Source organism: Mesorhizobium loti R88b, from assembly GCF_013170845.1.
Lineage (GTDB): Bacteria > Pseudomonadota > Alphaproteobacteria > Rhizobiales > Rhizobiaceae > Mesorhizobium > Mesorhizobium loti_B.
In genome coordinates, this window is record NZ_CP033367.1 from 5,006,082 (window position 1) to 5,026,388 (window position 20,307).

Sequence of the window (20,307 nt, forward strand, 5' to 3'; positions counted from 1 at the left end):
CAATATAGGCCGGCAGTGACGGTTTTATTGCAGCCCAGGCGCGATTGCCGCGGCTGCGGATTCCGCAATGCGTGATCGATCCACCATCTTTGCATGGCGACAAATCGGCCGAATTGTCCTACAAATCCCCGGTCGCATTCCGGGCTGCCCTTTCGTGGCGCCCCAATTCAACACAATCGCGAGGACTGACATGGAATACCGCACCCTTGGCCGTTCCGGCCTTAAGGTTTCGACACTGACCCTGGGCACCATGACCTTCGGCGGGGCAGGCCCCTTCGCCGCGGTCGGCAACAGCGATCTTACCGAAGCCAAGCGGATGATCGACATGTGCATCGACGCCGGCATCAACCTCATCGACACCGCCAATGTCTATTCGAACGGCCTGTCGGAGGAGATCATCGGCGAAGCGCTCGGCGGCAAGCGCAAGGGCGACGTGCTGATCGCCTCCAAGGCACGCATGCGGATCGGCAGCGGGCCCAACGACGAAGGCCTGTCGCGCTATCACCTGATCCGCGAATGCGAGAGGAGCCTGAAGCGGCTGAAGACAGATGTCATAGATATCTACTTCCTGCATGAATGGGACGGCGTGACACCCCTGGAGGAAACCATCGCGGCGCTCGACACGCTCGTCGCCCAGGGCAAAGTCCGTTACGTCGGCTGCTCCAACTATTCCGGCTGGCAGGTGATGAAGGCGCTCTCCATCAGCGACAGCCGTCACCAGCCGCGCTTCGTCACCCAGCAGATCCACTACACGCTGGAGGCTCGCGAGGCCGAATATGAACTGCTGCCGATCTCGGTCGACCAGGGGCTGGGCGTGCTGGTCTGGAGCCCGCTCGCCGGCGGATTGCTGTCCGGCAAATACCATCGCGACAGCCCGACCGCGCGGCAGCTCGCCGGCTGGTCGGAGCCGCCGATCCGCGACGAGGAACGCCTCTGGCGGATCGTCGATGTGCTTGTCGAGATCGGCAAGGCTCGCGCCGTATCGGCGGCGCAGGTGGCACTTGCCTGGCTGCTCGGCCGCCCTGCCGTCTCCTCGCTGGTGATCGGCGCTCGCAACGATGCGCAGCTCAAGGACAATCTCGCGGCCGCAAGCCTGGTACTCTCGGGCGAAGAGCGCGAACGCCTGGACGCGGTCAGCAGGCCGCCCCTGCTCTACCCCTACTGGCACCAGCAGCTGACAGTGAAGGATCGTTTTGGCGCCGCCGATCTCGTGATCGACCGGAGCAGCGTGTAGTATGCGGGCCTCGACAGCGTCGGCCGCTATCCCATTATGTAACGCCAGATTGCTGCGTCCGGGATAATCTGGCCGCTGAGGACGAAGTACTTGTAGAGCGCGAGCAGCGAGATCGCCTGCTCGGACCATTCATTGGAGAATTTGCGGCAGTAAGCGTTGGCCGAGGCAACGATGCGTTCGGCCGCGGCCGGGTGCTTTTCGAAATAGCTGACCTTATCAGTGAGATCGGCGAAATCCGGATCGAGCGGCACGTAGTGGACATTGGCTTCGAGTTGGCTCTCCGCAAACCACGTCTCGTAGGTCGGCGGCGGCATAAGGCAGAGCGAGTTCGAATTCATGATCCATTTGAGATTGGTCGCCACGTCATTGCCCTCGAGCGAGACGATGTAGCGGTAGCGCAAGTGTTGGCTGATGCTAAGGAAGGGCTTGCTATACCGCGCCGGTGCATCTGGCTTGTGTGCCCCGGCATCGCAGAACGGCAAGTCGCGCACCGCGTCGAGAAACCGTGTCCTGATCGGATTGTTGAGGTCGCCGCGCCAGACCACCGCCGGAAGCTTGTCGGCGAACGTGACGGCGTCCGCAGGCATGTGGAAGTGCCGGAACTTGTTGAACTTCATGATGAGGGCATTGCCATTGTCGGCGTGGATCGGCCGGTTCTTGACGAATGACGGGACCTTGGGCACCCCGATGACATCGCCAAATTCCAGGTCGAGGCGCAATCCGGGATCGAAGTAGCGGGCAAACTCTTTCAGGTCGTAATAGTACATGCTGCGTGTCGACGGCAGATTGTCGATACGCACGGCGTCCGGGCTGGGTGAGAAGGAATCCTGCAGTTTGTTGTAATAATTCAGCCGCCGGCGCACGGCCTCGTCCGATTGGGCCGCCTTTTCGAGGCGGTCCGCCAATCGTCGTCGAAAGAACGCCTGGGGGGCGATGTCGCGCATGACGTTTCGCGCGTAGTAGAAGAGCTTTGCCGTCGTTCGCTGGATGCTGGCCATAAGTCACTGTGATTGGGACAAACGCCACTAAACAAATGGCAGCCCTAATTGTTCCCGCAAGGCCACTGGGTCACCGCGCATATGATATTAGACATCGCTAAGAAATCATCAAGGCGAAATGCTGGCTACGATGGCTTCGGCGCAGCGCCCGATAGCGCTGGACGAAATCCGGCGGGCGACCTCAGCCCGAAATGTAGCGCCAGACCTCGGCATCCGGCTTGATCTGGCCGCTCAGCACGAAATATTTGTAGAGGACGAGCAGGGAGATCGCCTGTTCGGCCGGTTCGTTGTCGAATGTCCGGCAATAGGCGTTCGCGGCCGCGGTGATGCGCTCGGCCTTCGCCGGGTGCCGCTCGAAATAGGCCACGTGTTCGGCAAGGTCGGAGAAGTCCGCTGCCAGCTGTACATAGTGCACATTCGCCTCGAGCTGCCGCTCCGCGAACCACGTCTCGTAGGTCGGCGGTGGCATCAGGCAGAGCGACTTCGAGTTCATGATCCATTTGAGATTGGTCGCCACGTCATTGCCTTCGAGCGAGACGATGTAGCGATAGCGCTGGTGCTGGCTGATGCTCAGAAAAGGCTTGGCGTATTCGGCCGGCGCGTTCGGCTTGTGCGAGCCAGCATCACAGAACGGCAGGTCGCGGACCGCGTTCAGAAACCGTTTCCTGATCGGATTGTTGAGGTCGCCGCGCCAGACCACGGCCGGGAGCTTGTCGGCGAACGAAATGGGGTCAGCCGGCATCTGGAAGTGACGGAACTTGTCGAGCTTCATGATGACCGCGTTCTTGTCGTCATCACGGATCGGCCGGTCCTTGACGATCGTCGGCACCTTGGGCACATGCCTGACGTCGCCGAACTCCACGTCGATGAGCAGGCCGGCATCGAAGTAGCGGGCAAATTCCTTCAGGTCGTAATAATACATGGTCGGCGTGAAGGGCAGCTTGCTGATGGGCACGGCATTGGCGCTGGGCGCGAAACCGTCCTGCAGCTTGTTGTAGTAGTTCAACCGCTGGCGCGCGGCCTCATCACAAAGCCTGGCCTTTTCGAGGCGAACGGCCAGTCTGCGGCGAAACAGGGATTGCGGAATGATATCGCGCGCGACGTTTCGCGCATAATAGAAAACCCTTGCCGACGTTCGTGCAATTGAGGCCATGGTTCACTTGATCAAAACAAAACGGGCAGCTCTCAATACGCTGGCGCCCCGCGTTTCCTACAACATTATGGCGCCGATCTGGCAAGCCCCTCCGATCTCTAACGTTGCGCACGGGCACTGTCGCTTCAGCTGTTGTGTTTGACGGCTAATGCTCTTAGGCAGGGTCAGAGCCGCAAGGCGATGAAAAGGAGCCGAATATGGCGCGAGCACCAAACTACGATCAGGAACGCAAGGAACGCGACCGGCAGAAGGCAGCGAAGAAGGCCGAAAAGCTGGCGGCCAAGGTTGCCGCGCGCGACCGTTCGAAGCCTGAGGGCGAGATCGAAAGCGAAAACGAAACTGCCGAATGACGGCAAAAGGCCCGCACATGCGGGCCTTGCCTCAGTCCTGACGGTCGCCTTGCGTCAGGCGGGTGCCTTATCGCTGACAAAGACGTCCACTTCACGCGCCGCGGCGATAAAGGCGCGCCTGGCATTCATGGCCGGCTTGTCGCCGGCCAGAGCGTCGTGGCAGGCCTGCAACGCAGCGCGATGCTTGGGACTGCGCTTGCCGGGCCAGCTGTTGAGGAGGTAATCGGAAGCCTCTCGGGCCGTGCGCAAGAGCTGAGTGCTTCCCGCCGTGACGGACTTGACGGTCACGGGTGTTTCAAATCGGTTGTTTTCCATCGCCGCTCTTACGCCATCGGCATCCGCGAAGCGAGGCCGAAAGTGGGGTTAGCGTCAAGACGCCGCCTCTTTCGCCCGGCGAGCGCCCTGCCCGTACAGGCAGCGCTAAGCAGCGACGACGGCAAAGCCCCTGGCGCGAAGACCGCGCCGATCGTTGGCGAGCGACGTCACCAGCCGGTCGCGGCTGCCGACGATGTGGGTTGAGAGCCGGCGCGCCGCTTCATCGGCATCGCCAAGGCGCGTTGCCGCCAGAATGGCGCGATGTTCGGCCCAGGCGCGACCAAGAGCTGCTTCATCCCGCACCTCCAGCCAGCGCGCGCGCGACAGGCGCGTCATGGCATCCCGAACTGCCTTGAACAGGAATTCATTGCCCGACAGGCGCGCCAGCTCGATGTGAAAATCCATGCCGGCGCGATGCCATTCCTCCCGCGCAGTGTTTTCATCGCAGGAATCGAGCATCGCTTCGATGACGTCGATGGCGTTGCCGTCGGCGTGCATGCATGTCAGCCGCAGGGCCGCGACCTCGACCGCTTCGCGATAGACCGCGATCTGCTCCAGCTCTGCAAGGTTGATGGGCGACACCGTCCAACCGCGCCCGTCCCGGCCGACCAACCCCTCGGTCTCCAGGCGCAGCAACGCTGCCCTGACCGGGGTGCGCGAAGCGCCGAAGCGGCCTTCGATCCAACGCTCGGTCAGTTTCTCGCCCGGGCCGATCTCGAGGCCGAGGATCATCTCGCGCAACTGTCGTTCGACATTCTGCATCTGCGACATTGCGTAGCCCTTTTCGAGGCCGCATTGACAGCAGCCGGCTTGAAGTTCATGACGGATACCGGTTTGGTATCCCAAAATGGTATCCGCAACAAGCGCTGATATCGGGCAGGCAGGACATGGCGCAGGAAGACACGCAACAGAGCGACTACAACATCCACTGGCGGCGCAACCTCGCCGTCTGTTTCGCGGGCTCGTTCAGCACGCTCATCGCCATGACCCTGCTGTTGCCCTTCTTGCCGCTTTATGTCGAACAGCTTGGCGCGCAGGGCCATGCGGCTATCGTTCAATGGTCCGGCATCGCCTATGGCGCCACCTTCTTCGCCGCAGCGATGGTCGCGCCGCTGTGGGGACGGCTGGGCGACCGCTACGGCCGCAAGGTGATGCTGGTGCGCGCCAGCTTCGGCATGGCGATCTGCATGTCCTTGACGGGCATGGTCGAGACCGTCTGGCAATTGGTGCTGCTGCGCCTGCTGATCGGCTTTGCCGGTGGCTATTCCTCGGGCTCGACCATATTGGTGGCCATGCAGACGCCGAAGGACCGCTCTGGCTGGGCGCTTGGCGTCCTGTCGGCAGGGATCACCGCCGGTTCGCTGGTCGGCCCCCTGCTCGGCGGCGCGCTGCCGCCGGTGATCGGCATTCGCGCCACCTTCCTGCTGTCCGGCGGCGTCATCTTCCTGGCCTTCCTGGCAACGACCTTCCTGATCAAGGAGAATCCGCGCCCGAAGCCAGCCACAGCCGCGTCGACAGCAAAGCCGAAGAGCGGCTGGTCGCAGATTCCCGACAAGCGTCCGGTCGTCGCCATGCTGATAACCGGCATGCTGCTCGCCTTTGCCAATATGTCGATCGAGCCGATCATCACCGTCTATGTGCAGCAGCTCATCGAGGACCAGAGCCCGGTGACCATGGTCGCCGGCGTCGTGATGTCGGCGGCGGCACTTGGCACCATCCTGTCGGCATCCTGGCTCGGCAAGCTTGCGGATCGCGTCGGCCACTGGAACGTCGTCGTCGGAGCCCTGGCAGTCTCGGCCCTGCTGCTCATTCCGCAAGCCTTCGTCACCAACAGCTGGCAGTTGATCGGGCTGCGCTTTCTGATGGGGCTGGCGCTGGGCGGCTTGCTACCCTGCATCACCAGCGTCATCCGCCACAACATTCCGGACGGGGTCGGCGGCAATGTGCTTGGCCTGGCGATTTCGGCGCAGTATGTCGGGCAAGTTGCGGGACCATTGACCGGCGGCTTCGTTGGCGGTTATTTCGGCATGCCGGCGGTGTTCCTCGGGACATCGGTGCTGATGGCGGGCGGCGCCGTCTACAACTGGATTGTCCAGTCGCGGCGAACACGGCATATGGCGCTGGAAGCAAGTGAGTCCTGAGAGGCTCCGGGCAATAGAGAAATAGCCGATATGAATTCCGCCGAACCCAGCCGTATCCTTGTGTTTGCCGGCGGCCTCGTCGGCGCGGCGGGCGTGGCGCTGTCGGCGGCCGCCGCACACCGCGGCGGTGCCTTCACCGGCACGGCAGCGTCGTTCCTGTTGATGCACGCTCCGGTCTTCCTCGCTGTCGGCCTCATCGGCGCGAATCGCTGCCTGCGGATTGCGAGCGTGGTCCTGCTTGTCGGGCTCGTGCTTTTCGCGGGCGATCTTCTCGCCCGCGATTTCCTGGGATCGAGACTGTTTCCGATGTCGGCGCCGATCGGAGGCACCCTGCTCATCGCCGGCTGGCTGGCGATAGCAATCTCTGCCCTGGTACCCCCGCGCTCCTGAGGCCAAATAGGATCAATCCCGGGGACGTTCGGTGCGAACCCAAAGATCGCGATTGCGCACGGCCGGCTTCGTCAGGCGCCGTACCTTCGGCCGCTCGGCAGCCGGCGCGATGCCCCAGTAGTTGCGATAAATGTCCTCGAACAGATGCTTGACGGGATGCATGGTCTTTTTCCCTTTGAATTGAATCGATCCAATCAGGCAGCAAAAAACTGCGCCGATCAGTTCCGCTCGCGCGTCACCAGCAGACGAAGGTCGCGAATCGATAGGCCGGATCTGCCCCGGCGCTTGGAGCTGCTGGCGCCCAACCCGATGCTCCAGTCGTTGCGATAGATGTCTTCGAAGAGATAACGGACGGGATGCATGACGCACCTCCCCTAGTTTATTGAGCAGAGCAAATGCGCTGCATTGGATCGATTCAAAGATAATTCCTCGACAATCCCAGGTCAAGCGAAATTTGAATCGATCCAACGAAAGTGCTAGATGCAAAGCCGGAACGTGCTAAATGCATGTCAGGAGGCACGCACAATGGCGTCACCAGGCAATCCAAGACCCGTCCGGCTGGCCGACATCGCCAAGGCGGCCGGTGTCTCGCATGGCACAGCATCCAATGTCTTCAGCCGTCCCGAGATCGTGCGCGAGGAGGTCCGCGAACGGGTCAAGGCAGCCGCCGAGGCGATGGGCTATGGCGGGCCGGATCCCAAGGGTCGGCTGTTGCGGGCCGGCAAGGTCAATGCCATTGGTGTCGCCACCGCCGAACCCCTCTCCTACTTCTTCGATGATCCCTTTGCGCGCGTCATGATGGCAGGCATCTCGCAGGCCTGCGACGCAACAGGGGCCGGCATCTCGCTTGTCTCGGCCGCCAACAACGAACAGCTTGCCTGGAACATCCAGAGCGCGCTGGTCGACGGCTTCATCGTCTTCTGCATCGAAGGCGGCTCCCGGCTGGTGCAGCTGGCACGTGAGCGCAAATTGCCCTTCGTGGCGCTCGATCTCGCTTCCGAGGATGGGTCGGTCGCGACAATCGGCATCGATAATGTCGCTGGTGCCGCCATGGCGGCGCGCCATCTCACCGACCTTGGACACCGCCGCTTTGCCGTGCTGGCGTTGGAGTTTGTCGACGGCAGGACGGGCCATGTTTCGCCCGATCAGGCTCAGAACGCGGTTTATGCGGGAACGCGAGACCGCCTCACCGGCTACTTCCAGGAGCTGTCGCGGGTCGGCGTCGACACGACCAGAGTGCCGATCTACGCGACCGCCAACGATGTGGCGAGCACGAAGTCGGCGCTCGAGACCATCTTCAGCGCCGCCGAGCCTCCGACGGCGATCCTGGCGATGTCCGACAGAATGGCGCTGGTAGCGCTTGAATGGCTGAGCGCGCGCAAGTTGAACGTCCCTGATGACGTCTCGATCGTTGGGTTCGATGGCGTTCCGGAAGCTGCGGTATCCGAGCCGCCATTGACCACCGTGGCGCAGCCGATTGCCGAGATGGGCCGTCTCGCTGTCAAGGCGATCCTGGACAATGACGGCACGACAAATCGCCGGCAACTGCCGGTCGAACTGATCGTGCGGGCTTCGTCGGCTCCGCCACGCGGCTGAACTATCCCTCAGCGATTGGCCCCTGCCACCCCGGAGACGCCGAAAGGCGCGCGAACCAGCGTGGCATCCTTTTGCGTCGTACGGACCTTGCCCGAGCCGCCGATGGTCGACAGCCATTCGAGATAAAAGGCGAGCGCGAATTGCAGGGCGATGCCGGCTGACAGTAGCAGGCTGTCATAGGCAAGTCCGCCCGGATTGATCAGCTTCATCACCTGCGCGACCATGGCGATCACCGTACCCGCAATGAAAACCGGCAGCGAGCGCTTGCCCATTATCGCCAGCGGATGGTCCGGGCTGGTGCGGAACAGGTTCGACAGCGCAGGCAAGGCGACAATGAGATAGCTGACCGCCAGGATGTGCACCAGCCGCGGCAGCGACAGGAACGTCTTGTCGAAGCCGCCAATGACCACGGGCAGCTTGAACCAGGTTATCTGTCCCCACAGCGGGCTGTGCACCCAGACCAGCGCCGTCAGCACGTAGGCTGCGGCCGCGCCGACCAGCCAGCGGTTGACCGGAATGACACCGCCGCGCCTGACATGCAGCATGGCGGCCAAACCGATGTTGAACAGGAACTGCCAGGACAAAGGGTTGAGGAACCAGAAGCCGGGCTCGGGATAGTTGGGCGGGGCGATCTGCCAGATGCCGGCGGCGAGCCACAGCGCACCGGACGCGACAAGCGCGGCGACAGGCCTGTAGCTGATCAGCAGGACGAAGGCCGGTGCCATCAAAAGCAGCGCGGCATAGACCGGCAGGATATTGTTGTAGCCAAGCTGATGGCCGAGCGTGACGATGCCGACCAGCACTTCGGGCGTGTTCTTCATCAGCGGCTCGATGTTGATCAGCTTCAGCAATTCCGGCCGCTTGGTGAAGACAGCCACCATGCAGAACAAGGCAATCACCACCATCGTCGTGACGATATGGGCGACATAGAGCATGCCCGCCCGCCGCCACATCTTCAAAGTCGCGAGCAGCCGGCCACCCGGCCGGAACTTGGTGCCATAAGCGAGCGCCACCGAGATGCCGGAAATCAATACAAACGCCTCGGCCGCGTCCGAGAAGCCGAAATTCTTGTAAGTGAGATTTTCAAAGACCGTGCCCGGCACGTGGTCGATGAAAATGATGATGAGCGCGAGCGCACGCAGCACATCGATACGCGTATCGCGATCTGAGATACGAGTGTCGCGCTCCGGCGAAACGGGGGTAGTCATCGACAAAAGGCCTCAAAGCTAGTCATTGATTGGGCAATGCGACCCCCGACGCACCGCTTCGATTCCTCCCGCGAGGGAATATATCGGCGCAGAAACGGGCGGAAAGGCGCCTGGTTCAATCAACTTTCGCGGAGCACGAAAATATTGCGTTTTGAAGCCGGCAAATTGAGCGGAACCTCATATAATCAAGAGGATGCGGGATGAGCGGCGACGGCGTCGAAAACGGTCCACTGCTCACGGATCTGCCCTTTGCCTACCGTCTCATCGGCGTCGGTGGGGAGAGTCGTGAATGCCTGTTCCTGCTGCATGGATCCGGCGTCGACGAGACGACCCTGGTGGCGCTGGCAAGGCAGATCGCGCCCGGCACCGTGCTGGTCGCAGCGCGTGGCCGTGTCTCCCAGGAGGATGGTTTCCGCTGGTTCGAGCGAATCACACCGACGCGCTTCGAGCAAAAGAGCATCCTTTCCGAAACCGCCGCCTTCGCGGCATTCGCAAGCGAGGCCGCCGGGCGCCATGGACTTGATCTCGGTCACGCAACGTTCCTCGGCTATTCGAACGGCGCCAATCTGGTTTCCAGCCTGATGCTGCTTCATCCCGGCATCGTCCGGGGGGCGGCACTGCTGAGGCCAATGCCCGTGCTTGACCACGTGCCGGCGACGGACCTTAAGGGAACACGGACGCTGATCATCGCCGGTGCCGCCGACGAGACCTACGGACCCTTCGCGCCCGCGCTGGTAACGCAACTCAGTCAACGCGGCAGCGCGATTGACGCTCGGATCATTCCATCGGGCCATGACATCGGTGATCCGGACGCCGCCATCGTCAGGCAATGGCTGACGGGATCGGTTGCCATTGCCTAGGCAGAGCCGCTTGTGAGCACCGGGCACGCTGGTTCGTGACAGGAAGCAGGACAATAAGTGCGACAAAAGCAACTATTCACCAACGAAATGGCCTGGGCCTTCCATTGTCCACAGCGGCGACATATGTCTGTTACATCCGGTCTATCGAGATACTGTTCACCGAGGGGGAGGTCTGCATGGCCGACAAGAACAGCGTCACTTTGCTCGACGACACTTCGCAACTGCCTGTTATCACCGCCAGTCCGTCCGACATCGCCAGAATTGAAAGCACGATCGACGTCAAGGATCGCGCCGGCATCTCGGTCTATGGCGATCGTGCCCAGCAGGCCGTCAGCGACTATGCCGACAAGATCCTGGGTCAATTGCGCAATCGCGATCTCGGCGACACCGGCGACCTGCTGACTGACATCATCATGAAGGCCAAGAACCTCGATCCGGCTTCGCTGAAGGATCAAGGGTTTTTGAGCAATCTGTTTTCCTCGTTCAAGGCGCGGCTCGAGCGCTTCAAGGAGAAATACGAGGATGTGGCGGGGCAGATCGACCGTATCGGCCTGGAGCTAGACCGTCACAAGGATACGCTGCGGCGCGACATCGCCGTGCTCGACGACCTGCACGAGCAGACGAAAGATTCTATCCTCAAGCTCGATGCCTATGTGCAGGCCGGCAAGAAATTCGTCGATGACTATCGTGCCAACGAGTTGCCGAAATTGAAGACCGCCGCGGATTCGGCTGGCGGTGATGTCGGCGGCACGCTGGAAGCGCAGACCTATCAGGATGCGGTGCAGGCGCTCGACCGTCTGGAAAAGCGCGTCTTCTATCTGGTGCAAGCGCGCCAGCTCGGCATCCAGCAATTGCCGCAGATCCGCATCGTCCAGTCCGGCGACGAGACGCTGATCGAGAATTTGCAGGCGACGTCGGCGCTCACCGTGCCGGCCTGGAAGCAGAAGATGGTCATCCTGCTTGGCCTGACCAACCAGAAGTCGGCGCTCGAACTGCAAAAGACGGTGACCGACGCCACCAACGAGATGATCCGGCAGACCTCCAAGATGATGAAGGACCAGGCGATCTCGATCGAAGAGCAGGCGCAGCGCGGCATTGTCGATGTCGAGACGCTGGCGCAGGCCAATCGCGACCTCATCGACACGGTGCAAGGCGTGCTGAAGGTCCAACAGGACGGCCGCCAGAAGCGGGCCGACGCTGAAAAGCAGATGGACCAGATGACGCTCGATCTGAAGAGAGCGCTGACCCAAGGCTGATCGGAACCGCCATGCTGAAGACGCTGACGTCCGTTTTGCTGCTGGCCTTCGCCGTGCTGCTGGCCGCCTGCAATTCAAGCCACGTCCAATTCTCGATCGTCTCCGGTTCCGAAAACACTGTGCTGGAACCCATCGTGCAGGAATTCTGCGCCAAGCAAGGCGCCACCTGCACCTTCGCCTATGAAGGCTCGCTCGACATCGGCCTTGGCTTGCAACGGCCGGCCGGGCTCGACCAGGACGCGGTCTGGCCGGCCTCGAGCGTGTGGGTCGATTTGTTCGACACCGGCCGCAAGGTGCGCAATTTGACCTCGATCGCCCAGATGCCGGTCATTCTGGGCGTGCGCAAATCCAAGGCAGCCGAACTCGGCTGGGTCGGCAAACCGGTCTTCATGAAAGATATCCTGGCCGCGGTGAAGGACGGCAAGCTCAAATTCCTGATGACGTCGGCGACGCAGTCCAATTCTGGCGCTAGTGCCTATCTGGCCATGCTCTCCAGCGCGCTTGGCGGCAAGGAAGTGATCGAGCCCGGCGATCTCGACAATCCGAATGTGCGTGAAACGGTCAGCGCCCTGCTGCAGGGTGTCGAGCGTTCGTCCGGCTCTTCGGGCTGGCTCGCCGATCTCTATGTCGACAGCGCCGGCAAGGGCACCGTCTACGACGCGATGTGGAACTATGAGGCGACGCTGAAGGAGACCAACGACAAGCTGAAGCAGATGGGCAAGGAACCGCTCTATGCCGTCTATCCGGCCGATGGCGTTGCGGTCGGCGATTCGCCGCTCGGCTTCATCGACCATGGGCGCGGTCCGGACGTCGAGAAATTCTTCACCGATTTGCTCGCCTATCTGCAGTCGGACGCGGTGCGCAAACGGATCGCCGACAGCGGCAGGCGCCTGCCGCTTGGCGGTTCGGCGATCCAGGCCGCGCCGGAACCGGACTGGAATTTCGATCCGGGCAAACTGGTGACGTCGATCCGCATGCCGGAACCGGCAGTGATCCGCAAGGCGCTCGATCTCTACCAGGAGACCTTGCGTAAGCCTTCGCTGACGGCGCTGTGTTTCGACTTCTCCGGCTCGATGGAAGACAAGGGCGAGAAACAGCTGCAGGCCGCCGCGCAGTTGCTGTTTACACCGGAAAAGGCCAGCGAGGTGCTGGTGCAATGGACGCCGTCCGACCATATCTTCGTGCTGCCGTTCGACAGTGTCGTGCGGGCCAACTTCGAAGCAACCGGCGATGCCGCGGGGCAGGCACAGTTGCTGGCTGATGTCGCAGATCAGCACGCTGGAGGTGGCACCGACATGTATGCCTGCGCCCAGCAGGCGCTGCAGAAGATCACCGCGACCGCGAACCTGTCGAAATATCTGCCGGCCATCATCATCATGACCGACGGTCGGACAGACGGCAGCGCCGACGCTTTCCTCGACCAATGGCGAAATGCGCCGGTGCGCGTACCGGTGTTCGGCATCACCTTTGGCGACGCCGACAAGAGTCAGCTTGCCAACCTCGCCCAGGCAACCTCCGCGCGCGTGTTCGATGGCGGCGGCGATCTCGCAGGCGCCTTCCGCGCTGCCCGCGGCTACAACTGAGATGCGCGGCTAGGATGCGTGGCTTGTTCGGCAACGACTGGAACTGGATCGCAGCGGGCCTCGTCTCGGCGGCGCTGCTGGTCGGGCTAAGCCTGCTTACCCATTTTCCGTTCCTGGTGTCGGCAGTCATCGCCGCGTTGGTCTTTGCCGGACTGGTGTTCGTGCTGGCGCCGCGCCAGCTGTTCGAAGGCCTTGATCTGAACTCGATTGGCGGCAGCCGGGTTGCGTTTGCGCGCGAACTGCTGGCGCAAGCCCAGCCGGCGGCGGATCGCCTTGCCGCCACCGCCCGGACCATTACCGACAAGGACATGGCGGCCAAGGTGAAGAACCTGTCCGATATCGCCGCCGATGTGATCACCAGGGTCGAGGCCAAGCCCGAGAGCGCACCCGCCGTGCGGCGGTTCCTCACCTATTATGTGCCGCAGGCGGCCGAGGTGTCGGAAGGCTACGCGGCGCTGGCCAACCGTCGCGCGCCAAGCCAGGCACGGCTGGCCAATATCGGTGCGGTGATTACCAAGCTTCAGGATGCTTTCATGCATTATGCCGACAGCCTGGCCGATTCCGAACTCGGCACGCTCGACGTTGACCTGCGACTCATTCAGGAGTCGCTGAAAGAGGATATTGGTCGCTGATGGCCATTTCGCGCCGCGCTCTCGGACTGGGCCTGCTGGGTGTCGCTGCCGCCGGCACTGGCGGCTATCTGACATTGAAAGACCGCCCCGAGTTCCGCGGCTACCTGGGCAACAAGGCGCATCTGTTCGGCTTTATCGGCGGCGAGAAGCAAGCGTTCCTGGCCGACCCAGATGTTGTCCATGCGCTGGGCGGCTATGGGCTAGAGCTTGATGCACGCGTCGCCGGCTCGGTCGAGATGGTCCGCGAAGCAGCATTGTTGTCGCAGAAACCGCAATTCCTGTGGCCATCCTCCTCGATCATGGTCGATCTCGCCCGCAAGAGCGGCGTGGCGATCCGCAACGACCAGGTGGTGCTGAATTCGCCTGTTGTCGTCTACACTTGGGGGCCGGTGGTCGAAGGGTTGAAGAAGAGCGGTCTGGTCACGGTCGCTGGCAAGGGCGGCTACAACCAGCTTGACCTCAAGGCTTTGCTCGATGCCATACTCGCCGGCAAGAACTGGTCGGACCTTGGCATCGACGAACTCTACGGCCGGGCGCGCATCGTTTCGACCGATCCCAACCGCTCCAATTCCGGCTTCATGTTCGCCGGCCTGGTGCTGAGCCTGATGAGCGGCGATGTGGCGACGCAGGAGCTGCTTGCCCAACACGGCGACCAGGCCAAGGCGATCTTTCGCAGCATGGGCCTGAAATCGTCATCATCAGGAAAACTGTTCGACCAGTACATCGCCGGCGGCCTTGGCGCCGAACCGATGGTGGTCGGCTACGAAAACCAGCTGGTCGAATGGGCGCTCGCCGATCCTGCACGCTGGCAGCGGGTGCAGGCCGGCGCCGGCGCCAAGCCGGAAATCCTCTATCCCAGACCGACCGTCTACTCCGCGCATCCGCTGATCGTCATCGATCCAGCGGTTGACCGGCTGCTGGAGGCGCTGACCAGCCCGACGCTGCAGCAACTCGCCTGGTCCAAGCATGGTTTTCGCGGGCCGCTCGGCACCGTTGCGGGTGACGCCGATGCCATAGCCGGCGTAAGGCCGGCGGAAATCGAGGCGGTGCTGCCGATGCCTTCGGCCGACGTGATGCTGGCGCTGCTCGCCCAGATGGAGGGCTGACGGCGAGCCGATAGCCGCCGTCGCTCCGATAGACTGGACTCAATGCGATGCAGGTAGACCGTTGGCCGACAATGCCGACTCGCGCCAGCGCGCCGGAGAAACGCCGAGGCAGCGGTGAAAAGCCCGGCTGAAGGCTTCTTCCGACCCGTAGCCGCAACGCTCGGCGACGGCGAGAAGCTTCATGTTCCGGTCACGCAGCAGATCGGTGGCCAATTGCATGCGCCATTCCGTCAGGTACCGCATCGGCGATTGGCCGAGCAGTTTCCTGAAACGCTCGTCGAGAACCGAGCGGGATGTGGCGGCGCACCGCGCCAGCTCCTCGTTGCTCCATTTCTTCGTCGGCTCGGCGTGGATAAGGCTCAATGCACGGCCGAGCACCGGATCGCTTACCGCCGCCAGCCATCCCATATCCGCCGATTTCTGTTCGGAGTAGAGGCGCAACGCCTCGACGAACAGAAGTTCCGGCAGGCGCGCCATGAGCAGCCTTTTGCCCTGCACCGCATGCGCGCTTTCATTCAGGGCATAGGTGAAGCAGGCCTGCATCCATTCGGTCGGCGCGCCCGGACGCGGCCGTACGCTGAAGACAGGCGGCAATCGCTTCAGGAAGACGTTGAAGAGAAGCTGTTCGCACGTCAGGTAACCACAGACGATGCGCGTGGTCTCGCCGCCTCCGTCTATGCGAACCACCGGCAGGCTTTGCCATGGCGGTGGCGGGACGAGCTCGGCCATGGGTATCGCTCCGCTGAAGGCGGGATTGCCCATCAGATGCTGGTCGCCGTGCGGGAGCACGATCAGGTCGCCGGCTTTGCCTTCGACCTTCATGCCTCGTGCGCTGACCTGGAAGCTTCCCTCCTGGACGATGTGGAACAGGATCAGCCGCCGAGAGCCGCCAGCCAGCAGCCTCGCCATGTCGGCGGCCTCCGGGGGATCCAGTGCCCAGGGCGCGCGATACTCTCCCAACAGGAAAATGGAACCGGACAGCCGGACCTGCGACAGCACGTCCAGCAACAGGTCCTGCCTGTCTTCGGATTGGCTTTCTGCCGGTTGTTCGATCAGTCTGTCAGGTGTTTCGATCATGGCATGACAGGACGTTACAGCGGAAACTTCCCCTCACATAAGCGACACCTAAAGCATCGCGCCAACGGATGATCAGGTCAATGGTGACCTGAGAAGGAGGATTCCATGCCCAAATTCGTGATCGAACGTGACATGCCCGCTGTCGGCAAACTTTCGGCCTCGGACTTGCGAAGCGCGTCACAGAAGTCGTGCGGCGTGCTCGGCACGCTCGGCTCAAAGATCCAGTGGATCCAGAGCTACGTGACTGATGACCGGATCTACTGCGTCTATCTGGCGGCGGATGAGGGCCTGGTCCGCCGGCATGCTGAAATGTCGGGGTTTCCAGCCGACCGGATTTCGCAGGTGCGGAGCATCATCGAGCCGGCAACCGCTGAATAAACCCCGGCTTGCCCTAACCCCGCCCCATCCGATTCCAGGCATCGAGCCCGGCGATCTTGTAGGCCTCGGCGAGCGTCGGGTAGTTGAAGGTGTTGTTGACGAAGAAGTCGACCGTGCCGCCTAGATTGATTACCGCCTGGCCGATGTGAATGAGTTCCGTGGCGCCTTCGCCGACGATATGCGCGCCGAGCAGGCGCCGCGTCTCTATCGAGAACAACAGCTTCAGGAAGCCGGTGTCGACGCCCATGATGTGGCCGCGCGAGGTCTCGCGGAAGCGCGCGACGCCAACCTCGTAGGCGCCGCCGCTCTGGCGCACCTGTTCCTCGGACTGGCCGACGGTCGAAATCTCCGGCACCGCATAGATGCCGTAGGGAAATGTTTCCGGCGGCGGCGGCAGCGCCACGCCGAAAGCATGGCAAGCGGCTACCCTGCCCTGCTCCATCGAGGTCGAGGCGAGGCTCGGAAAACCGATCACGTCACCGGCGGCATAGATGTTGGGTACGCTGGTCTGGAAGGTCTGCGGATCGACCTTGATGCGGCCTCGGGAGTCGGCCTCGATGCCGACCACGTCGAGGCCCAAGGTTCCGACATTGCCGGTGCGGCCGGCGGCGTAGAGCACAACATCCGAACGGATGGTGCGGCCGTCGGCCAGTTCGACTTCGGCGGTTTCAGGCTTGGAGCGGATTTCCTTCACCGCGCTGCCCAGCCTGATCGTCATGCCGCGGTCGCGCATCTGGTGGATGAAATCGTCGACGATCTCGCGGTCGACGAAATCGAGGATGGTGTTGCGCGGCTCGACCAGCGTCACCGGCACGTCGAGCGCGGAAAAGATCGTCGCATATTCGACACCGATAACGCCGCCGCCGATCACTGTCAGCGTGCGTGGCAACTGGCCGAGTTCCAGCATCTCGTCGCTGTCGAAAACGCGGGTCTTGTCGAAAGGCACATCGCGCGGCCGGTGCGGCCTTGTGCCGACCGCGATCAACGCGTGGGCGAACCCGACTTCGCTGTAGTCGCCGTTGTCGGCCGTTAGGCTAACCTTGTTCGGGCCGATGAATTTTACGGAGGCGCGTGCGCTCTTGACCGTGTTGCGCATGAACTGGTGCTGCAGCACCTCGACCTCATGATCAAGCGTCTTGTGCAGGCGCTCGATCAGGTCGCCGACGGAAATATCCTGCTTGACCCTGTAGCCGCGTCCATAAAAACCGCGCTCGCGCCAGCCCGAGAGATTGAGCACCGTTTCGCGCAGCGTCTTCGACGGAATGGTGCCGGTATGCACCGAGACGCCGCCGAGACGCCGGCCGCGATCGACCACCAGCACCGACTTGCCGAGCTTGGCCGACTGCACCGCGGCGCGGCGGCCCGAGGGGCCGCTGCCGATGACCAGCATGTCATAGTCCATAGTGCCCCGTCCCTCTGCCCCTGAGCGCTTTTGTTGCGCCGCAGCAAGCTAATGCTATCCGCACGGTAAATTCAACCGATTCGGATTGTGTCCCGCGTCGCTCGGGCCTTGCGCCCCGGTGGAGAACCCCGACCTTGATTCCGACACAGGCCTTCACCATTTCAATGTCGAGCGGCCCGCACCCTATGTCGGGCCATGTTACGAGGAAATGACATGAACGCGCGCGTTCTCGACGGCGAAATCATCAACACCGGGCTTTACGATGTCAGGGCCTATGAAGGCGTGCGCACGCGGCGCATCCTGGCCTTCGTGCTCGATTACGTCATCGTCGGGCTGCTCAGCGTCGTGTTCGCCATACTGGTGTTCTTCCTCGGGTTTTTGACGCTTGGCCTAGGCTGGATGCTGTACGGCATTCTCGTGCCGGCCGTCGCCATCCTCTACATCTGGAACACGCTGGGCGGCGCCGACCAGGCCACTACGGGCATGAAGATGATGGGCATCCGGTTGGACCGGCTCGACGGCAGGCCGATCGACGGACTGACGGCGGTCGTCCATTCCGTGCTGTTCTGGGCCGGCAACGTCCTCCTGTCGCCGCTGGTCCTGCTGGTCACCTTGTTCTCCGACCGCAAGCGCACACTGCACGACCTTTTGCTCGGCACGGTGGTCAGCCGCACGGGCCGTTAAGGGCATTTCTGGGAAGCGTTACCGGCGCATCGGCGCAAATGTGAAGGCGTTCTCCGGATGACGCCTTCACAATCCTGTTGAATTTTTCGCTTTCCGCGCCAAAGGTAGAGCGACTCGAAGGAGTGTTTCCAAGGCTCGATGACGCAGCATCCGACCCAGTCGCCACAGTTCTTCCTGACCGCGCCGTCGCCGTGTCCCTATCTCGACGGCCAGTTCGAGCGCAAGGTGTTCACGCATCTGGTCGGGGACAAGGCGGCGGAGATGAACGATCTCCTCACGCAAGGCGGCTTCAGGCGTTCGCAGAACATTGCCTACAGGCCGGCCTGCGAGACCTGCCGAGCCTGCGTTTCGGTGCGCATCCTCGCCCAGGAATTCACCGCCAGCCGCAACATGAAACGCGTGCTGCAGCATAATTCCGACCTCGTCGGCCATATGCACAACGCCGAGCCCTCGACCGAACAATATTCTCTTTTCCGCAGCTATCTCGATGCCCGCCACCGTCGCGGCGGCATGTCCGACATGACGGTGCTCGACTACGCCATGATGGTTGAGGATACGCATGTCGACACCAAGGTGATCGAATACCGGCGGCGCGGGCCTGACACCTTCATCACCGGCAAGGGTCAGGGCGAACTGATCGCGGTGGCGCTCACCGACAAGATGGCCGATGGCCTGTCGATGGTCTATTCCTACTTCAATCCCGATTTCGAGGAGCGTTCGCTCGGCACGTTCATGATCCTCGACCACATCGCCCGCGCCAGGGCGATGGGGCTGCCCCATGTCTACCTCGGCTACTGGGTCAACGGCTCGCGCAAGATGAATTATAAGATGCGCTTCATGCCGCAGGAGCATCTCGGCCCCAAGGGCTGGGAGCGCTACACCAACGAAGCGGTTTGACGCTGAGTTTTTCCACGATCCGCGCTTAAACTGTTTCAAGGCAGGCGATGCTGGTCTTCCAGCCGGTTGGCTGGAGAGTGTGTGCTGTCGCACCGGCCAGCCGCCAGCCTGCATTCCATTGCGAAAGTTCCTGCATGTCCTCGCATCACGACCACCAGAAAGGCCTTCTGCTGACCGCTCTCGGCGGGCTGACGCTGACTGTCGACATCCCGTTGATCCGCCTCGCCGACGGTGGCGCATGGACGATCATGCTGCTGCGCACCGGCACCACATTCCTCGCCGCCATGGTCATCTGGTCGGTCTGGCGGGCGTTGAGCCGGAACGCCCCACAGCTCATTCCCGGCTGGTCCGGTTTGATCGTGGCGATCTGCTATGGATTGACCGGGATCACCTTCGTCACCGCCGTCTATCACACCTCGACCGCCGATCTGGTGTTCATCCTCGCCTTCAACACCGTGTTCGCGGGGTTGCTGTCCTGGATTTTCCTGAAGGAGAAGCCGCAGTTGGTGACCATCATCGCCATGGCGATCATGATCCTCGGCGTGCTGGTGATCGTCGGCGGGTCGGTCGGCACCGGCAAGCTGTTCGGTGATTTCATGGCGCTTTGCTCGGCCTTCTTCGTTGCCGTGGCCATCACCATCTCGCGCGCCAGCGGCAAGGACATGGGCTTCACCTCGCTCGTCGGCGTCCTTCTGCCGATGGCCCTGGCAGCCTTCATGGTGTCAGGTGAAGGCTTTCACGTGAACGCGCCTTGGTGGATCATCTTCAACGGCGCCGTCATCATGCCGATCTCGTTCTTCTGCCTTGCCGCTGGGCCTAAATACATTTCGGGGCCGGAAGTGGCGATGTTCTACCTGCTCGAAACCGTGCTGGCGCCAGTCTGGGTGTGGATGATCTTTGCCGAGGCACCGACCCGCAACAGCCTGATCGGCGGCGCGATCCTGATCGTCACGCTGGTCGCCCATTCGCTCTGGCAGCTGCATGATGGCCGCAAGCGGCGGAGCGACTTCGCGGTGCATCATCCGGTCTGAGGCGTAGCGCAGGCTC

Annotated in this window: 23 protein-coding genes; 14 read left to right on the top strand and 9 right to left on the bottom strand. The window is 62.3% G+C overall.

Annotated features, from left to right (window positions below; translation table 11 throughout):
* The first annotated feature begins 190 nt into the window (after positions 1-190).
* Positions 191-1,234 carry an aldo/keto reductase gene (locus EB235_RS24590; protein WP_027028497.1) on the top strand — a complete coding sequence of 348 codons (1,044 nt, stop codon included), beginning with the start codon at positions 191-193 and terminating at the stop codon, positions 1,232-1,234.
* A 26-nt stretch (positions 1,235-1,260) separates the two neighbouring features.
* On the opposite strand, the gene EB235_RS24595 is transcribed toward EB235_RS24590, so the two are convergent.
* Entirely contained in the window at positions 1,261-2,232 is a 972-nt protein-coding gene (locus EB235_RS24595) for a glycosyl transferase family 90 (protein ID WP_027028496.1), read from the bottom strand.
* 181 nt (positions 2,233-2,413) lie between these two features.
* Positions 2,414-3,385, bottom strand: a complete 972-nt coding sequence (locus tag EB235_RS24600; protein WP_027028495.1) for a glycosyl transferase family 90 — start codon at positions 3,383-3,385, stop codon at positions 2,414-2,416.
* Positions 3,386-3,582: 197 nt separating this feature from the next.
* Between EB235_RS24600 and EB235_RS24605 the strand changes: the two genes are divergently transcribed.
* A complete protein-coding gene (locus tag EB235_RS24605; RefSeq protein ID WP_080680689.1) occupies positions 3,583-3,735 on the top strand; it encodes a hypothetical protein in 153 nt (50 codons plus the stop codon).
* A 54-nt stretch (positions 3,736-3,789) separates the two neighbouring features.
* Here EB235_RS24605 and EB235_RS24610 read toward each other — a convergent pair whose 3' ends face one another.
* Both EB235_RS24610 and EB235_RS24615 read right to left on the bottom strand, forming a co-directional pair.
* Complete coding sequence (locus EB235_RS24610) at positions 3,790-4,050, bottom strand: DUF982 domain-containing protein (RefSeq protein WP_027028494.1); 261 nt, start codon at positions 4,048-4,050, stop codon at positions 3,790-3,792.
* A 105-nt stretch (positions 4,051-4,155) separates the two neighbouring features.
* Positions 4,156-4,821 carry a GntR family transcriptional regulator gene (locus EB235_RS24615; RefSeq protein WP_027028493.1) on the bottom strand — a complete coding sequence of 222 codons (666 nt, stop codon included), beginning with the start codon at positions 4,819-4,821 and terminating at the stop codon, positions 4,156-4,158.
* Positions 4,822-4,937: 116 nt separating this feature from the next.
* Here EB235_RS24615 and EB235_RS24620 point away from each other — a divergent pair, with 116 nt between their 5' ends.
* Entirely contained in the window at positions 4,938-6,191 is a 1,254-nt protein-coding gene (locus tag EB235_RS24620; RefSeq protein ID WP_027028492.1) for a multidrug efflux MFS transporter, read from the top strand.
* Between the two features lie 30 nt (positions 6,192-6,221).
* Positions 6,222-6,581, top strand: coding sequence for a DUF423 domain-containing protein (locus tag EB235_RS24625; protein WP_027028491.1), 360 nt, complete (start codon positions 6,222-6,224; stop codon positions 6,579-6,581).
* A gap of 12 nt (positions 6,582-6,593) precedes the next feature.
* Here EB235_RS24625 and EB235_RS24630 read toward each other — a convergent pair whose 3' ends face one another.
* On the bottom strand, positions 6,594-6,743 hold the full coding sequence (locus EB235_RS24630) for a hypothetical protein (protein ID WP_080680688.1): 150 nt from the start codon (positions 6,741-6,743) through the stop codon (positions 6,594-6,596).
* Between the two features lie 56 nt (positions 6,744-6,799).
* Positions 6,800-6,943, bottom strand: a complete 144-nt coding sequence (locus tag EB235_RS24635) for a hypothetical protein (RefSeq protein WP_080680687.1) — start codon at positions 6,941-6,943, stop codon at positions 6,800-6,802.
* Between the two features lie 163 nt (positions 6,944-7,106).
* On the opposite strand from EB235_RS24635, the gene EB235_RS24640 reads away from it, so the two are divergent.
* Entirely contained in the window at positions 7,107-8,177 is a 1,071-nt protein-coding gene (locus EB235_RS24640; RefSeq protein WP_027028490.1) for a LacI family DNA-binding transcriptional regulator, read from the top strand.
* An 8-nt stretch (positions 8,178-8,185) separates the two neighbouring features.
* On the opposite strand, the gene EB235_RS24645 is transcribed toward EB235_RS24640, so the two are convergent.
* Entirely contained in the window at positions 8,186-9,385 is a 1,200-nt protein-coding gene (locus tag EB235_RS24645; protein WP_027028489.1) for an OpgC family protein, read from the bottom strand.
* 200 nt (positions 9,386-9,585) lie between these two features.
* On the opposite strand from EB235_RS24645, the gene EB235_RS24650 reads away from it, so the two are divergent.
* The 5 genes from EB235_RS24650 (at position 9,586) to EB235_RS24670 (ending at position 14,822) form a co-directional block, all read left to right on the top strand.
* Complete coding sequence (locus EB235_RS24650) at positions 9,586-10,245, top strand: alpha/beta hydrolase (RefSeq protein WP_027028488.1); 660 nt, start codon at positions 9,586-9,588, stop codon at positions 10,243-10,245.
* A 176-nt stretch (positions 10,246-10,421) separates the two neighbouring features.
* Complete coding sequence (locus tag EB235_RS24655; RefSeq protein ID WP_027028487.1) at positions 10,422-11,501, top strand: toxic anion resistance protein; 1,080 nt, start codon at positions 10,422-10,424, stop codon at positions 11,499-11,501.
* Positions 11,502-11,512: 11 nt separating this feature from the next.
* Positions 11,513-13,084 carry a substrate-binding domain-containing protein gene (locus EB235_RS24660; protein ID WP_080680686.1) on the top strand — a complete coding sequence of 524 codons (1,572 nt, stop codon included), beginning with the start codon at positions 11,513-11,515 and terminating at the stop codon, positions 13,082-13,084.
* A gap of 14 nt (positions 13,085-13,098) precedes the next feature.
* A complete protein-coding gene (locus tag EB235_RS24665; RefSeq protein WP_027028485.1) occupies positions 13,099-13,716 on the top strand; it encodes a 5-bromo-4-chloroindolyl phosphate hydrolysis family protein in 618 nt (205 codons plus the stop codon).
* Positions 13,716-14,822 (top strand): substrate-binding domain-containing protein, encoded by a 1,107-nt coding sequence (locus tag EB235_RS24670; RefSeq protein ID WP_027028484.1) that lies wholly within the window; start codon positions 13,716-13,718, stop codon positions 14,820-14,822. The genes EB235_RS24665 and EB235_RS24670 overlap by 1 nt, the downstream gene beginning before the upstream one ends.
* A gap of 39 nt (positions 14,823-14,861) precedes the next feature.
* Here EB235_RS24670 and EB235_RS24675 read toward each other — a convergent pair whose 3' ends face one another.
* Positions 14,862-15,899: an AraC family transcriptional regulator gene (locus EB235_RS24675; RefSeq protein ID WP_051429546.1), complete on the bottom strand. Its 1,038-nt coding sequence runs from the start codon at positions 15,897-15,899 to the stop codon at positions 14,862-14,864.
* Between the two features lie 105 nt (positions 15,900-16,004).
* Between EB235_RS24675 and EB235_RS24680 the strand changes: the two genes are divergently transcribed.
* Positions 16,005-16,277, top strand: coding sequence for a DUF4242 domain-containing protein (locus tag EB235_RS24680; RefSeq protein WP_027028483.1), 273 nt, complete (start codon positions 16,005-16,007; stop codon positions 16,275-16,277).
* Positions 16,278-16,290: 13 nt separating this feature from the next.
* Here EB235_RS24680 and sthA read toward each other — a convergent pair whose 3' ends face one another.
* The gene (sthA, locus tag EB235_RS24685) at positions 16,291-17,679 is read right to left on the bottom strand and encodes a Si-specific NAD(P)(+) transhydrogenase (protein ID WP_027028482.1); all 1,389 of its coding nucleotides are present in this window, start codon (positions 17,677-17,679) and stop codon (positions 16,291-16,293) included.
* A gap of 213 nt (positions 17,680-17,892) precedes the next feature.
* Here sthA and EB235_RS24690 point away from each other — a divergent pair, with 213 nt between their 5' ends.
* The 3 genes from EB235_RS24690 (at position 17,893) to EB235_RS24700 (ending at position 20,291) form a co-directional block, all read left to right on the top strand.
* On the top strand, positions 17,893-18,363 hold the full coding sequence (locus EB235_RS24690) for an RDD family protein (protein WP_027028481.1): 471 nt from the start codon (positions 17,893-17,895) through the stop codon (positions 18,361-18,363).
* A 138-nt stretch (positions 18,364-18,501) separates the two neighbouring features.
* On the top strand, positions 18,502-19,260 hold the full coding sequence (locus tag EB235_RS24695) for an arginyltransferase (RefSeq protein WP_027028480.1): 759 nt from the start codon (positions 18,502-18,504) through the stop codon (positions 19,258-19,260).
* A gap of 134 nt (positions 19,261-19,394) precedes the next feature.
* Entirely contained in the window at positions 19,395-20,291 is an 897-nt protein-coding gene (locus EB235_RS24700) for a DMT family transporter (RefSeq protein ID WP_027028479.1), read from the top strand.
* Positions 20,292-20,307 lie beyond the last annotated feature (16 nt).